This is a genomic window from Methylobacterium brachiatum (assembly GCF_020523825.1).
In the GTDB taxonomy this organism is placed as follows: Bacteria; Pseudomonadota; Alphaproteobacteria; order Rhizobiales; family Beijerinckiaceae; genus Methylobacterium; species Methylobacterium brachiatum.
The window spans coordinates 101,633-115,973 of sequence record NZ_JAJALK010000002.1 but is presented as its reverse complement, the minus strand read 5'-3'; the positions used below and the strand labels follow the sequence as shown (position 1 = coordinate 115,973).

The 14,341-nt window shown below is 72.1% G+C and carries 11 protein-coding genes; 10 read left to right on the top strand and 1 reads right to left on the bottom strand.

Annotated features, from left to right (window positions below; translation table 11 throughout):
* Positions 1-92 precede the first annotated feature (92 nt).
* A complete protein-coding gene (locus LGR69_RS04265; protein WP_230365283.1) occupies positions 93-2,681 on the bottom strand; it encodes a P-loop NTPase family protein in 2,589 nt (862 codons plus the stop codon).
* 379 nt (positions 2,682-3,060) lie between these two features.
* On the opposite strand from LGR69_RS04265, the gene LGR69_RS04260 reads away from it, so the two are divergent.
* From LGR69_RS04260 to LGR69_RS04215, 10 genes are read left to right on the top strand one after another with little or no spacing between them, the layout of a single operon-like run.
* Positions 3,061-3,720: a cytochrome c3 family protein gene (locus LGR69_RS04260; RefSeq protein ID WP_007562804.1), complete on the top strand. Its 660-nt coding sequence runs from the start codon at positions 3,061-3,063 to the stop codon at positions 3,718-3,720.
* Positions 3,717-6,683: a TAT-variant-translocated molybdopterin oxidoreductase gene (locus tag LGR69_RS04255; RefSeq protein ID WP_230365282.1), complete on the top strand. Its 2,967-nt coding sequence runs from the start codon at positions 3,717-3,719 to the stop codon at positions 6,681-6,683. Before LGR69_RS04260 ends, LGR69_RS04255 begins: the two co-directional genes overlap by 4 nt.
* 2 nt (positions 6,684-6,685) lie before the next feature.
* On the top strand, positions 6,686-8,713 hold the full coding sequence (locus LGR69_RS04250; RefSeq protein ID WP_230365281.1) for a quinol:electron acceptor oxidoreductase subunit ActD: 2,028 nt from the start codon (positions 6,686-6,688) through the stop codon (positions 8,711-8,713).
* On the top strand, positions 8,710-9,246 hold the full coding sequence (locus LGR69_RS04245) for a c-type cytochrome (RefSeq protein ID WP_091863452.1): 537 nt from the start codon (positions 8,710-8,712) through the stop codon (positions 9,244-9,246). Before LGR69_RS04250 ends, LGR69_RS04245 begins: the two co-directional genes overlap by 4 nt.
* Positions 9,243-10,295 carry a hypothetical protein gene (locus tag LGR69_RS04240; RefSeq protein ID WP_230365280.1) on the top strand — a complete coding sequence of 351 codons (1,053 nt, stop codon included), beginning with the start codon at positions 9,243-9,245 and terminating at the stop codon, positions 10,293-10,295. The genes LGR69_RS04245 and LGR69_RS04240 overlap by 4 nt, the downstream gene beginning before the upstream one ends.
* Positions 10,292-10,780, top strand: a complete 489-nt coding sequence (locus LGR69_RS04235) for a hypothetical protein (RefSeq protein WP_091863454.1) — start codon at positions 10,292-10,294, stop codon at positions 10,778-10,780. The genes LGR69_RS04240 and LGR69_RS04235 overlap by 4 nt, the downstream gene beginning before the upstream one ends.
* Positions 10,781-10,785: 5 nt before the next feature.
* On the top strand, positions 10,786-11,760 hold the full coding sequence (coxB, locus tag LGR69_RS04230) for a cytochrome c oxidase subunit II (RefSeq protein ID WP_007562815.1): 975 nt from the start codon (positions 10,786-10,788) through the stop codon (positions 11,758-11,760).
* A gap of 10 nt (positions 11,761-11,770) precedes the next feature.
* Positions 11,771-13,447, top strand: coding sequence for a cytochrome c oxidase subunit I (locus LGR69_RS04225; protein WP_007562817.1), 1,677 nt, complete (start codon positions 11,771-11,773; stop codon positions 13,445-13,447).
* Positions 13,444-14,103, top strand: a complete 660-nt coding sequence (locus LGR69_RS04220) for a cytochrome c oxidase subunit 3 (protein WP_007562818.1) — start codon at positions 13,444-13,446, stop codon at positions 14,101-14,103. The genes LGR69_RS04225 and LGR69_RS04220 overlap by 4 nt, the downstream gene beginning before the upstream one ends.
* 18 nt (positions 14,104-14,121) lie before the next feature.
* Positions 14,122-14,340 (top strand): hypothetical protein, encoded by a 219-nt coding sequence (locus LGR69_RS04215; RefSeq protein WP_230365279.1) that lies wholly within the window; start codon positions 14,122-14,124, stop codon positions 14,338-14,340.
* Position 14,341 lies beyond the last annotated feature (1 nt).

The window sequence follows — 14,341 nt, the reverse complement described above, 5'->3', positions numbered from 1 at the left end:
GGCGAAGGCGTGGCGTGCCGGTCGAGCACGGCGTCCCGACCTGACGGGCCATTGCGGCCGTCGTGAGGCCGGCGCGGTCGCCGGCCCGCCGCTCAGGCGAGGGCAGGCTCCGCTTCCTCGGCCGTCTCGCGGACCGGGGGCGCGGCCAGGGCGCTGTTCTCCACCGCGATCACCGCGTCGAACGGCTCGATCCCGTCGGACACGCCCGCTTCGGGCAGGCAGACGATGAAGCCGCGGCCGGCCCTCGCCTGCCGGAGCCGGGCGAGGCGCTCGCGCACGCCCTCGACCGTGCGGTCCTCGAGCGCCACTGCGACGACCAGGATGTCGGGCTCGCGGGCGAGGCAGCGGGCCAGCTCGATCGCGACGCGCTCCCGGGCGTTGATGGCGCCGTCCGTCAGCGCGCCGGTGCTGGGCTGGATCTCGACCTTGCTGTCCAGGCCGAGGCTGTAGACGGAGGCTTCGAGCCCCTCGTCGGCGAGAACGCGCTGCACCAGCGCCCGCACCCGCGGCTCGGCATTGGCCTCGCCGAGGCTGATCCGGCCGAACAAGAGGTTCTCCTCCAGGCTCGCCGCCGGATTGACCCGGCTGGGATCGTGGAACTCGACGGCGCCTGCGAGATGCGGCGGCAGCATCCGGGCGAACGAGCGGCGCGCCTGCACGAGGCGCTGCTCGAAGGCGGCGTCGATCAGCCCGAAGCGGTGGCGGGATTCGCTGTAGCGCAGGGCGAGGCCGATCAGCCGCGTGCGATCGCGCTGGCCGGCGGGCCCGCGGCGCAGGCTCGCGGCATTCGGCAGGCGGACGACGAGGTCTTCGAAGTAGCCGCGCTCCGAGGCCTGGAACAGCGAGTAATTGTCGAAGAGCGAATGGTCGTTGGGCAGGTCGGCGAAGATCTCCACCGTGCTGCGGGCGACCGCCAGACCGATCTCGGTGAGGGGGCGCACCAGCTCCTCGGCCTCCAGCACCGCCCGCAGGTAGGGGTGGCGGGCGAACCGCAGGGGCGCGAAGGCGCCGCCCACCGGCTCGCCGAACAGGATGTTCTCGCCGATGCTGGCCTGGTGGTTGTAGCGGTCCGGGTCGAACGGCTCGACCAGCCGCTCGGCCCCCTTGGCGGCCAGGGCTGCCCGCATGGTCCGGCGGGCGGCGACGATCGCCGCCGCCAGACGGGGCTGGCTGGCCGGGTCCAGGCGGCCGGTGAGGCCGCGGGCGTAGACGAAACTGTCGAGCCCCGCGAGCCGGCAGATCCCGATCAGCGCGATGTCGTCGGGGGCGTTGGCCGGCTCGGTGCCGTAGAGCAGGTTCTGGCGGAGCGAGCCCTCCATCAGGATCGCCTCCCCGGCCGCGAAGGCGATGCGGCGGGCGCGCTCGGCGGCGTCGAAGCCGCGCAGGTCGGAGCCCGCATAGGTGACGGCGCCCGCGGTCGGCTCGACCTGGCCGGCCAGCACGGCCGCCAGCACCCGGGCGCCGCTGCCCCGGCTGCCGGTGATCGCCACGTGGCCCGGCATGGTGACGGCGACGTCGACGCCGGTCAGCCGCTCGCCCGTGGCCGGATCGAAGGCGCCGACCCCCTGGGTCGCCAGGATTCCGGAGCGGGGCAGCGGCGGCGCGACCCCGGTCCGGGGCGCCCGCGCCTGCCGTCCCTGCAGCTGGGCGATGATGCGCGCGACGTCCCGGAAGCGCGGGCGGACCGATTTGCGCACCGTCCAGAGCCGGGCACAGATCGCCGCGAGCCAGCCGGCGAGGCCGAACGCCCCGGTGGCAGCCAGGAGCGCGGCGGGATCGACCGGCGGTGCCGGCGGGGCGCCCGGCGTCGCGGAGCGCCACAGGGCCGTGCCGACGGCGATCGCCGGCAGGATCACCGCCAGGGCCAGCGCCGGCGCCCGGGCATAGGCCAGCCGCGCCTCGGCCCGGGCCACATTGGTGCGCATCGCCGCGACCCGGGCGGCGATGCGCGTCCGCTCGAGGGCGGCGGCCCCGTGGACACGGACCGCCGGCAGCCGCCGCACCAGGTCGTTCAGGTTCGTCTCGGCGCGGGTGCTCGTGCGCAGCCGCAGGTCCTGCCGGTCCCGGGCGCGCTCCAGAACCAGCCCGTAGGCGAGCCCGATCGCCGCCAGCCCGATCGCCGCGGTCGGGATCAGCCGGGGCGCGGCCAGCCCCGCGAAGCCGAGCGCCAGGAGCAGGGCGGCCAGGGTCATCGCCGGCACGACGATCCCGGCGGCGAGCAGCCGGTCGCCCCGGCCCAGAACCTCGCCGACGAGGCGCGCCAGGCTGCGGGCCTCGTCCCGGGCCCCGGCCGGCGCGTCGAGGATCGCCCGCAGGACGTTCTCCCGGACCGCGTCCGCGGCCCGGTTCTGGGCCTTGAAGCACAGGCGCGCCACGACCCAGCCGATCCCCGCCAGGGCCAGGGCGCAGACGGCGATGCACAGGAAGGCGGCGAGCTCCAGGTCGACCGGGCGCATCGGGAAGCCGGGGGCCAGCACGATCTCGCGGCCGGGCAGCGACAGGGCGAGCCGCAGGAACCGCAGCGTCGGCGCCTCGTCGTGCGGCAGCACCGCGACCAGATCCCGCAGGCACAGGAGGGCGAGCGCGCAGAGCGGGGCGCCGATGCCGACCGCGAGGGCGGCCGCGGAAGCGTGCAGGCGGCGGGCCGCGCGCCAGGTCAGGACGATGGGATCGGAATCCATAGGGCTCCGGGGCGAGTCCGGTTTGGGCGGCGGCGGGATCGGGCCGCCGGATCCTGGTCAGGCAGCGCATAGGCCCTCGCGCCGCCGGCGGGAAGTGGCGCGGAGCCGGCGCACGCGGCGGCCGGCATTCTGATCCATGTTCTAGCCCTCGTCTGGAAAAGCTCTAGGTTCGGCAGCGAGGCATCCGGGACGGTCGCGGTGCGGCCGCCCCGGGGCCCGGCCGCTTTGGTCGCATTGCGCGAGCGATCCGGTGCACCGCACACTTCAACCCGGGACCAATGGTGGGGCGACGCTTGCGGCGCGAGGCTGAGCAGATCGAACCCGACGACCGGACCTTCGCGCCTTCCGGGCGTGCTGGCCTGTCCGGCGGGCGCACCTGATGGCGCAGCTGTTCACGCCCGGCGCGGACGCGGTCTACCGGCTCGCCCTGATGACCGGCGTGGCCTGCCTGGTCGGCCTGCCGGTTCTGGCGGCCGGGATCGTGCGCTCGAACTACGTCACGGGGGTCGGCATCGCCCCGGCCCAGCCGGTGCCGTTCAGCCACAAGCACCATTCGGGCGAGCTCGGCATCGATTGCCGCTACTGCCACACCACCGTCGACAAGGTGGCCTCGGCCGGCATCCCGCCGACCCATACCTGCATGACCTGCCATTCGCAGATCTGGACCGGCTCGGACATGCTCAAGCCGGTGCGCGACAGCTACGCGCAGGACAAGCCGCTGGAATGGGTCCGGCTGAACAAGCTGCCGCAATACGTCTACTACAACCACTCGGTGCATGTGACGAAGGGGATCGGCTGCTCGACCTGCCACGGCGATGTCACGTCGATGCAGATGACCTACCGAGCCAACGCCTTTGAGATGCAGTTCTGCCTCGATTGCCATCAGGCGCCGGAGAAATACGTCCGCACGCCCGACCAGGTCTGGAACATGACCTGGAAGCCGCCGGCCGACCAGGCGACGCTCGGGCCGAAGCTGGTGGCCGAGTACCATATCCGCGGCGGTTCGCGGCTGACCGAGTGCGGGATCTGCCACCGATGACCAGCGGATCCGACATCGCGTCCCTGCGCGAGAAGCTCGCCGGCAGCGACGGCCCGCGCTTCTGGCGCAGCCTCGACGCCGTCGCCGACAGCCCGGAATTCCGCGACTACCTCGCGGCCGAGTTCCCCTCCGCGGCCCGGCTCGCGGCCTCCCCGGAGCGGCGCGGCTTCCTGAAGCTGATGGCCGCCTCCTTCGCGCTCGGCGGCCTCACCGCCTGCGGCGGCGGCGCGAGCCGGGATTACGAGGTGCCCTACGTCAACCAGCCCGAGCGGATCGTGCCGGGCACGGACCTGTCCTACGCCTCCTCGGCCGTGTTCGACGGGTTCGGCAACGGCATCCTGGTCACCACCCGCAACGGGCGGCCCCTGAAGATCGAGGGCAATCCCGAGCATCCCTGGAGCCTCGGCGGCACCGACGTGCTGGCGCAGGCCTCGGTGCTCGGCCTCTACGATCCGTTCCGCTCCCAGGCGGTGCAGCATCTCGGCAAGCCGAGCTCCTGGGCGGCGTTCCGGGCGGAGCTCCAGGCGCAGATGCCGGCCTGGCACGCGGCCGGGGGCGAGGGGATCGCGGTGCTGACCGGGCCGGTGACCTCGCCCACCGTGGCGGCGCAGATCGCCCGGATGCGGGCCGCCTATCCGGCCTCGCGCTGGTTCGTCGGCGGCGGGGCGGGCCGCGAGGCGATCTACGAGGGCGCGCGCCGCGCCTATGGACGGCCGCTGGAGACGATTCCGGATTTCGGCCGGGCGCGCACCATCGTGGCCCTGGACGGCGACTTCCTCGATCTCGGCCCCGGCCAGGTCGGCCTGTCGGGGCGCTGGAGCGCGGGCCGCCGCGCGGCCTATGCCGAGGGCCGCCTCCTCAGCCTCCATGCCGCGGCGCCGACCCCGACGCTGACCAGCGCCAAGGCGGATCACGCGGTGGCCGTGCCGGAGGGCCGCCTCGAAGCCCTGGCGCATGATCTTCTGGGCGTGGCCGGGGGCGGCGCGGCGCCCGGGGGCGACGATCCGGTCTCCCGCTGGGTCCGGGGGGCCGCCAAGGCGCTGACCGAGGCGCGGGGCGCCGGCATCGTCACCGCCGGGCTCACCGCGAGCCCCGACCTGCACGCCCTGGTCCACCGTCTGAACGGCGCGCTGGGCAATACCGGCGCGACCCTGCGGCACGCGGCGCCTGTCGTCGAGCACGGCGCGGGCACGCTGGCGGAACTGGCGGAGGCGATGGAGCGCGGCGCCGTCAAGGTGCTGATCGTGCTCGGCGCCAACCCGGTCTACGACGCCCCGGCCGCCCTCGACTTCGCGGCCCGGATGGAGCGCGTGCCGCTCAAGATCCATGCCGGGCTCTATGCCGACGAGACCGGGGCCCATGCCGACTGGCACCTGCCCACCGCCCACCCGCTCGAATCCTGGGGCGACGTGCGATCCCTCGACGGCACGGTCGGGCTGATCCAGCCGACGGTGGCGCCGCTCTATAACGGCCGCACCCTCCAGGACATGCTGGCCTTCCTGACCGATGGGCGCGGGAGCGAGGGCGGCGCGGACGCGCTCGGCCTGGTCAAGGCGCGCTGGCGGAAGGAGGGTGAGGATGCGGCCGCCTTCGAGGCCCGCTTCGCCGACGCCCTGCGCCGGGGTTTCTTTCCGGACAGCGCCGGCGCCGCCGAGGATGTCGCCCTCACCCAGGAGGCGCCCCCCGTCCCTCCGGCGCCTGCTCCGGGCGGGATCGAGGTGGTGTTCCGCCCCGATCCCACGATCTGGGACGGCACCCATGCCGACCTCGCCTGGCTGCAGGAGCTGCCCAAACCCCTGACCAAGATCGTCTGGGAGAACGTCGTCGCCCTCAGCCCGCATCTCGCCGAGCGCGAGGGCATCGCCATGGGCGATATCGTGCGGGTCGAGGCCGACGGGCGCGCCGTCGAGGGCGCCGCCTGGATCCTGCCCGGCCAGGCCGCCGAGACCGTGACCCTGAGCCTCGGCTACGGCCGCAACGTGCCGGACCACCTCTCGAACGGCCTCGGCTACGACGCCGCCACCCTGCGGCCCGTCGCGACGCCCTGGCGGCTCACCGGGGCGCGGCTGACCAAGACCGGCCGACGCCGGATGCCGGCGACCACCCAGAACCTCGGCACGATGGAGGGCCAGGACATCGTCCGGGTCCAGGCTCTCGGCGCCGCCCCGGTGGGCGACCCCAAGGACGCGGCGGCCCCGGCCTCGTTCTACCCGCCCCCGGAGCGCCAGCTCACCGGCGAGGCGGCGCAATGGGGCATGGCGATCGACCTCGATGCCTGCATCGGTTGCAACGCCTGCGTCACCGCCTGCCAGGCCGAGAACAACATCCCGGTGGTCGGGCGCGAGGAGGTCGCGCTCGGGCGCTGGATGGGCTGGCTGCGGGTCGACCGCTACTACGCGGGCGACCTCGACGCGCCGGCGACGCATTTCCAGCCGGTGCCGTGCATGCATTGCGAGCAGGCGCCCTGCGAGGTCGGCTGCCCCGTGGAGGCGACCCTGCACGACAGCGAGGGCCTGAACCTCCAGGTCTACAACCGCTGCGTCGGCACCCGGACCTGCCAGAGCTACTGCCCCTACAAGGTCCGCCGCTTCAACTACCTGGACTATACAGGCGGGATGACCCCGGTGCAGCAGCAGCAGCGCAATCCCGAGGTCACGGTCCGCGCCCGCGGCGTGATGGAGAAGTGCACCTACTGCATCCAGCGCATCGCGGCGGCCCGGATCACCTCCGCCAAGGACGCGCATGCCCCGATCCCGGACGGCGCCGTCGAGACCGCCTGCCAGGGCGCCTGCCCGACCCGGGCGATCACCTTCGGCAACGTCGCCGATCCGGGAAGCCGGGTCTCGGCCGCCCGCAAGGATCCGCGGGAATACGCGCTGCTCGGCCACCTGAACACGCGCCCGCGCACCACCTACCTCGCCGGGCTCGCGCCCGCGGCCGATCCCACCGGACGGGAGGGCTGAGCATGTCCGGCGCCCTCTTCGGCGGCCAGCCCGCGGGCCCCCTGATCGGCCCGGAAGAAACCCTCCAGGGCATCGGCGGCGCGGTGGCGGCGATCCCGCTGACCCATCCGCGCAACCGCCGCTGGTGGATCGCCTTCGCGGGGGCGGTGGCCTTGCTCGGCGTGTTCGGTTTCACCCTCGGCTACCTGCTCTATGCAGGGCCGGGGGTCTGGGCCAACAACAACGCCGTCGTCTGGGCGCTCGACATCGCGAGCTACGATTGGTGGATCGGCGTCGCCTCGGGCAGCCTGCTGGTCTCGGCCGTGCTGCTCCTGCTCGGGGCGGAGTGGCGCGGGGCGGTGAACCGCATCGCCGAGACCCTGGCGCTGCTCGCCACCGCGTCGGCCGGGCTCTACCCGATCATCCATCTCGGGCGGCCGTGGTTCTTCTTCTGGAACCTGCCCTACCCCAACACCTACAATCTCTGGCCGCAATTCCGCTCGCCGCTCCTGTGGGACGCGATCGACATCGTCGCCTTCCTGGTGATCTGCGTGAGCCTCTGGTTCATCGGGATGCTGCCGGACCTCGCGACCCTGCGCGACCGCGCCTTCGTGGAGGCGATGCGCCAGAGCGACGCCAAGGCCCGCACCCGCAAGCTCGCTTTGCTGCGCGCGCAGATCTACGGCATCGTCGCCTCCGGCTGGCGCGGCTCGGCCGCCCATTGGCAGATCTGGGTCCAGGCCTACCGGACGGTGGCCCTGCTCGGCGTGCTGCTGGTCGTCTCGGTCCAGACCGGCGCCTCGGTGATGCTCGCCGGATCGCTGATGCCGGGCTGGCACAGCACGCTCCTGCCGGTGAGCTTCCTGGTGAACGCGGTCTATTCCGGCGTCGGCGTCACCGCGGCGATCGTGGTGCTGATCCGCATCGTCTACGGCCTCGACGCCCTGGTGAGCGTGCGCCACCTCGACGTGCTCGGCCGCCTGCTGCTCTGCCTCGGCTGCGCCAGCGCCTATTGCTACGCCGCCGAGTATTTCGACACGTTCCTCAACGGCGATCCGGAGGCGCGGGGCGTTCTGGTGCGGCGCATGACCGGCGACCACGCCCTGGTTTCGTGGACGGCGATCCTCGGCCTGGTCCTGCCGGCGCAGGTGCTGTGGTCGGCCCGCGCCCGCACGGCGCCGCTGGTGCTCGCCGCGGTCGGGCTCCTCGTGGCGGCCGGCGCCTATGCCGACCACGTCATGGTCCTGGTCGTCACCCTGACCCAGGACTTCCTGCCCTCCTCGCGGCTGCCCTACGGGCCGGATCCCTGGGGCATCGCCACCTTCGCGGGCTCGCTCGGCCTGTTCCTGACCCTGCTGCTGCTGTTCCTGCGCTACCTGCCGGCGGTCTCGATCATCGAGAGCCGGCGCCTGGCCCTCGCCCGGGCCCCGGGCACCGAGGCCGCCGCCCGGGAGGCCGCGTCCCGGGCCACCCTCCGCCCGGAGGAGAATCCCGGGCCGGCGCCGCTCTGGGGCGTGTCCGCCACCTTCGCCAGCCAGTCCGACCTCGCCGCCGCCCTGCAGGCGGTGTCGTCGATCAGCCCGCCAGACCAGGTCCATCTCGACGGGCACGGGCCGGTGCCGATGCCCCGGACCTTGCGGGCGCTCGGCCTGGAGGGCCGCTCGATCCTGCCCTACGCGCTCGCCGGCGCGCTGCTCGGCGGCGCGGGCTTCTACGCGATGTGCGTCTACGCCACGGCCTACGATTACGTGTTCCTGATCGGCGGGCGCCCGCGCCTGTCCTGGCCGTCCTTCGTGGTGCCGAGCATCTCCTTCGCGATGATGACCGGCTGCATCGCGATCCACCTCGCGCTGCTCGTGCTCAACCGCCTGCCGCGGCTGAACCACCCGGCCTTCAACATCCCGGGCTTCCTGCGCGCCTCGGACGACCGGTTCTTTCTCTCCGCGGAGGCGCGGGGCGACCGGTTCGACGCGGCCCGGTTCGAGCGGCGGCTCACCAGCCTGCCGGTCGAGGCCGGGCGTCCCCTCGAGATCCGCAGGATCCCGCGATGAGACGCGCCGTCGGCCTCATCCTCGTCGCGGCGCTGCCGGCCCTCTCGGCCTGCGGCGAGGCCAACATGGACGACCAGGCCCGGGCCAAGACCTGGGACCGGAACCCGTTCTTCCCCCGCCAGCTCACCATGCGCCAGCCGGTCCCCGGGACCGTGCCGCGGACCGACCCGGCGCGGGAGGCGCCGCAGCCGCAGACGATCAGCCAGGACCTGGTCGAGCGCGGCCGGCAGCGCTACGCGGTGTTCTGCACCCCCTGCCACGGCCAGGACGGGCGCGGCCAGGGCATCGTCGTGGCCCGCGGCTTCCCGCATGCCGGCGACCTCACGGCCGAGCCCCTGCGCAAGGCCCCGGCCGCCGAGATCTACGACGCCATCGGCAACGGCAGGCGCGCCATGTTCGGCATGGCGCAGATGATCCCCTCCGCCGACCGCTGGGCGATCGTCGCCTATGTGCGGGCGCTCCAGCTCAGCCAGGACGCCCCCGTGGCGAGCCTGCCGCCGGACGACCGGGCCCGGCTGGAGGCGACCCAGTGAGCCGCCCCCTCCTCCTCGGCCTGATCGGGTTCGGCGTGCTGGCCGGCTGCTTCCTCGCGGGCGGCTGGCGCGGCGCGGCCTGCGGGTATCTCTCCGCCTGGCTCGTCCTCCTGGCGTTGCCGGTGGGGGCGCTGCCGGTGACGATCGTGGCCGAGCGCTTCGGCAAGCGCGTGCGCGAGCGCGGCGGTGTCGAGATGCTGGCGGCCCTGCGCCGGCTGATGGCTTTGATGCCGGTGGCCGCGCTGCTGGGGTTGCCGCTCCTCGCCGCCGTGCCGCTGCTCTATCCCTGGGTCGGGGCGGCGCCGCGCACGCCGCTCGCCGCGCTCTGGTTCACCACGCCGTTCTTCGCGGCCCGGGTGATCGCGTATCTCGCGGCCTGGACCTGGCTGGCCTTCCGCTTCGCGCGGCCCTTCGACGAGCCGGGCGAGGGCCGCACCGTGCCGGCGGTGGGGCTCCACGCGGTGGTCGGCACCCTGTTCACCACCGACGTCATCGCCTCCCTCGACCCGCGGCTCGATTCCGCCCTGCTCGGCCTCTTGGTGATGACCGCCTGGAGCGGGTTGGCCTTCGCGGCCGCGATCCTGCTCGCCTGGGAGGAGCCCGAGCCGGTGGGTCGCGGGCGCACCCCGCCCGGGCGGGGCCGGCTGGTTCCCCTGGTGGTCCTGCTCGGCCTCTGGGCGTTCCTGCATTTCGTGCAGTTCCTGATCGTCTGGTCGGCCAACCTGCCGCCGGAGGTGTCCTGGTACTTCGCCCGCGGCGGCGGGCTCGGGCGCGGCCTGTCGATCGCGGCCGGGATCGTCGTGGTGCTGGCCGGGCTCGCGACCCTCCGTCCGGGCCGCCCGACCACCCGGATCCTGGCCGGCGCAGCGCTCGCCGTGCACGCGCTCGAGATGTTCTGGCTGGTGACGCCGGCCCTGCGCGACCGGTTCGTGATCCGCCCGGCCGACGCGCTCGCCGCCCTGGCGGTGGCGTGTCTGGCGGCCGCGCTGCATCCCCTGCTGGGCGGGCGGGCGGCGCCGAAAGCCCGGCGCGCCGGGAGGGTCGCATGAGCGCCGGCGGCACCCCCGGTCCCGGCCTGATCCCGGCGATCCTGGCCGGGCTGACCCTGCGCGGCAGCGGCCTGCTGAACGGCCGGCCGCCCCGCGGCACGCCGGCCAACGCCCCGCGCGATCCGGACGGTCCCGGCTACGAGACGCGCGACGTCAGCGTCCGCAACACCGCGCTGGTGATGGCGGGCCTCGCGCTCGCGGTCCTCACGGTGATCGGCACCATGGTCTGGCTGATGGGCGCCTTCAGCGCCAGCCAGCGCCGGAGCCTGCCGCCCCTCACCCGCCAGCAGACCGCGCCCCTGACGCCGCCGCCGCCGAACCTCCAGGCGGACCCCTATGCCGATCTCGACCGCCAGCGGGCCGGAGCGGCGGCGCAGGTCTCCGGCTACGGCTACAGCGATCCGGCCCGCACCCGGGCCCGCATCCCGGTCGACCGGGCCATGGAGCTGATCGTCGGCCGCTCCCTCGACGCGCCGGAACGGTAGACAGGATGACGCCGAACCACGCAGCCCTCGAACTCTGGCCCCCCGCGATCTCGGCCACAGCGTCCGAGACGGACCTGTTGATCCTGGCCTTCACGGTCCTGACCCTGCTGCTGACCGTGCCGGTCTTCGTGGCGATCACCTATTTCGCCCTGCGCTACCGGGAGGGCTCGGAGGCGGACCGGCACCCGTCCGGCATCCGCTCCAACCTGATCGAGATCAGCTGGATGCTGATCCCGTTCCTGCTGACGCTGATCTTCTTCGTCTGGGGCGCGCGCCTGTTCATCGCCTCGAAGAACGCGCCGCCCGACGCGATGGTGATCGAGGCGATCGGCCGGCAATGGATGTGGAAGTTCCAGCACCCGACCGGCCAGGCCGAGATCAACGACCTCCACCTGCCGATCGGGCAGCCGATCCGCCTGCGGATCATCAGCCAGGACGTGATCCACGCCCTCTACCTGCCGGCCCTGCGCCTGCAGGTCGCCGCCCTGCCCGACCGCTACACCGACCTGTGGTTCAAGGCCGACAAGATCGGCACCTATCACCTGCACTGCTCGGAATATTGCGGCACCGACCATTCCGTGATGGGCGGCCAGGTCACGTTCATGAACCCGGGCGACTACCAGGAGTGGCTGACCCATGCCGGCGCGCAGCAGAGCAAGGTCGCGGCCGGCCGCACCCTCTACGAGGCCTATGGCTGCGCCGGCTGCCACGATCCCGGCGCAACCGTGAAGGCCCCGAGCCTCGTTGGCCTCTACGGCAGCCCGGTGAAGCTCGCCGATGGCCGCACCGTGACGGCCGACGAGACCTGGCTGCGCGAGAAGATCCTGAACCCGAACGGCGACCGGCTCGCCGAGGGCTACAAGCAGGTCATGCCGAGCTTTGCCGGGCGGATCCCGGAGGACGAGCTCGGTCGCCTCATCGACTTCCTGAAATCCTACACGGCGCCGGCCTCCGGCAAGGCCGCGCAGGCGAATCCATGAGGGCGACACCATGAGCGCAACGGGCAGCGTCGGCGGCACGGCCCGCCGCGAGCCGCACGCGCCGGAGGCCACCCTCGGGCGCAAGGCGGATTATCTCCACGCGGATTCGACCCTGCGCTCGTGGTTCCTCACCACCGACCACAAGCGCATCGCGATCCTGTACCTCACCTCGATCACCGGCTTCTTCGTGATCGGGGCCGTGGCGGCCGGCGTGGTCCGGCTGGCGCTGATCGTGCCGAACGGCGCGATCATGACCAACGACACCTACAACAAGGCCTTCACCATCCACGGCGTGGTGATGGTGTGGTTCTTCCTGATCCCGTCGATCCCGGCGACCTTCGGCAATTTCCTGATCCCGCTGATGATCGGGGCCAAGGACCTGGCCTTCCCCAAGCTCAACCTGACGAGCTGGTACGTGTTCATGGCCGGGGCGTTCTTCACCCTGGTCTCGCTGGTGCTCGGCGGCGTCGATACCGGCTGGACCTTCTACGCGCCGCTCTCCACCGCCTTCTCGAACACCTGGGTCCTGCCGGCCCTGATCGGCGTGACCATCGTGGGCTTCTCGTCGATCCTCACCGGCCTGAACTTCGTGGTCACGATCCACACCATGCGGGCCCCCGGCATGACGTGGTTCAAGCTGCCGATCTTCGTCTGGGCGCACTACGCCACCAGCCTGATCTTCCTGCTCGCCACGCCGGTGATCACCACCGCGCTGATCCTGCTGATCATGGAGCGCGGCTTCCATATCGGCGTGTTCGATCCGGCCTATGGCGGCGACCCGGTGCTGTTCCAGCACCTGTTCTGGTTCTACTCGCACCCGGCCGTGTACATCATGGTCCTGCCCGGCATGGGGGTGATCTCGGAGATCGTCCCGGCCTTCGCGCAGAAGAAGCTGTTCGGCTACCGCTTCGTCGCCTACGCGTCGATCGGGCTGGCCTCGGTGACCTTCTTCGTCTGGGGCCATCACATGTTCGTCAACGGCCAGAGCGACCTGGCCTCCCTGGTCTTCTCCGCCCTGTCCTTCGCGGTGGCGGTGCCGTCCGCGGTGAAGGTCTACAACTGGACCGCCACGATCCATAAGGGCAGCCTGCGGCTCGACACGCCGATGCTCTACGCCATGGGCTATATCGGGCTGTTCGTGCTCGGCGGGCTCACCGGCCTCTACCTGGCGACGCTCGCCATCAACCAGCACATCCACGCGACCTACTTCGTGGTCGCGCATTTCCACTACATCATGGTCGGCGGCACGGTGCTGGCCTTCCTGGGCGGCCTGCACTTCTGGTGGCCGAAATTCACCGGCCGGATGTACAGCGAGCCCTGGGGCCGGGTCTCGGCGGTGCTGATCTTCCTCGGCTTCAACGTCACCTTCTTCCCGCAGTTCATCCTCGGCTATCTCGGGATGCCCCGGCGCTACGCGACCTACCCGGTCGAGTTCCAGCTCTTGAACGTGCTGTCCTCGGCCGGCGCCACGATCCTGGCCGCGGGCTACATCTTCCCGATGCTCTACCTCGTCTATTCCCTGTGGTTCGGCCGGAAGGCGCCGGCCAATCCGTGGAACGCGAAGGGGCTCGAATGGGAGACCGCCTCGCCGCCGCCCAAGCACAATTTCCACTCGCCGCCCGAGGTGCCGCGCATCCCCTACGATTACCCGATCCAGGCGCAGGAAGCCCGGGACCAGCACGGATGAGCGAGGGACTGGCAGAGGGCGTCGGGGTCTCCCGCGCCGGGCATTTCGAGACGGTGGGCCAGCAGCGCGCCGCCGCGACGCTCGGCATCTGGGCCTGGCTGATCACCGAGCTGCTGCTGTTCTCGGCCCTGTTCCTGGTGGCTCTGATCACCCGGATCCAGCACCCCGAGGCGACGGTCGCGGCGGCCAAGCACCTCAAGTTCTGGATCGGCGCGGTCAACACCGTGGTGCTGATCTGCTCCAGCCTGACCATGTCGATGGCGATCGAGTTCTCGCGGATCGGCTGGCAGCGCGCCATGGTCCGGGCGATGCTCGCCACCGCGGCGCTGGGCAGCCTGTTCCTGGTGCTCAAGGGCTACGAGTATTACGCCGACTGGGACGAGCACATGATGCCGTTCCTGAGCAATCGGCCCTTCGCGCTGGCCGAGACGCCGCCGGCACGGCTGTTCGTGAACCTCTACTACGTCGCCACGATCCTGCACGCGCTCCACCTGTTCACCGGCATCGCGCTCCTGCTCGGCATGACCTGGATGGCCGCCAAGGCCGGATTCCTGTCCCGCCACCAGAACTGGATCGAGGTCTACGGCCTGTACTGGCACTTCATCGACCTCGTCTGGATCCTGGCCTTCCCGATCCTCTACGTGGTGAACCGATGAGTCGGGGGATGCGATGCGATGTCGAAGGAGCCGAGCGGCCGCTTTCGGGGCGGATCGCAGACCCGGCGCGACCGTTGGTTCGGCCTCGACGAGCAACCTGACTTCGAAGCCTTTCGGCGCTGGTGGCATCGCGTCGGCAAGGAGGAGTCCGGGGGACGCGATCTGGAGAGCCGGGAGCAGGCGCTTGCGGAATACGAGGCGTGGATCAACTCAGGTCGGAATCGTGTAAGGTCTTGAG

Bases quoted from the DNA above. Each gene is read 5' to 3' on its own strand.
- LGR69_RS04265 (WP_230365283.1), bottom strand. From the start codon at position 2,681: ATGGATTCCGATCCCATCGTCCTGACCTGGCGCGCGGCCCGCCGCCTG.
- LGR69_RS04260 (WP_007562804.1), top strand. From the start codon at position 3,061: ATGGCGCAGCTGTTCACGCCCGGCGCGGACGCGGTCTACCGGCTCGCC.
- LGR69_RS04255 (WP_230365282.1), top strand. From the start codon at position 3,717: ATGACCAGCGGATCCGACATCGCGTCCCTGCGCGAGAAGCTCGCCGGC.
- LGR69_RS04250 (WP_230365281.1), top strand. From the start codon at position 6,686: ATGTCCGGCGCCCTCTTCGGCGGCCAGCCCGCGGGCCCCCTGATCGGC.
- LGR69_RS04245 (WP_091863452.1), top strand. From the start codon at position 8,710: ATGAGACGCGCCGTCGGCCTCATCCTCGTCGCGGCGCTGCCGGCCCTC.
- LGR69_RS04235 (WP_091863454.1), top strand. From the start codon at position 10,292: ATGAGCGCCGGCGGCACCCCCGGTCCCGGCCTGATCCCGGCGATCCTG.
- coxB (WP_007562815.1), top strand. From the start codon at position 10,786: ATGACGCCGAACCACGCAGCCCTCGAACTCTGGCCCCCCGCGATCTCG.
- LGR69_RS04225 (WP_007562817.1), top strand. From the start codon at position 11,771: ATGAGCGCAACGGGCAGCGTCGGCGGCACGGCCCGCCGCGAGCCGCAC.
- LGR69_RS04220 (WP_007562818.1), top strand. From the start codon at position 13,444: ATGAGCGAGGGACTGGCAGAGGGCGTCGGGGTCTCCCGCGCCGGGCAT.
- LGR69_RS04215 (WP_230365279.1), top strand. From the start codon at position 14,122: ATGTCGAAGGAGCCGAGCGGCCGCTTTCGGGGCGGATCGCAGACCCGG.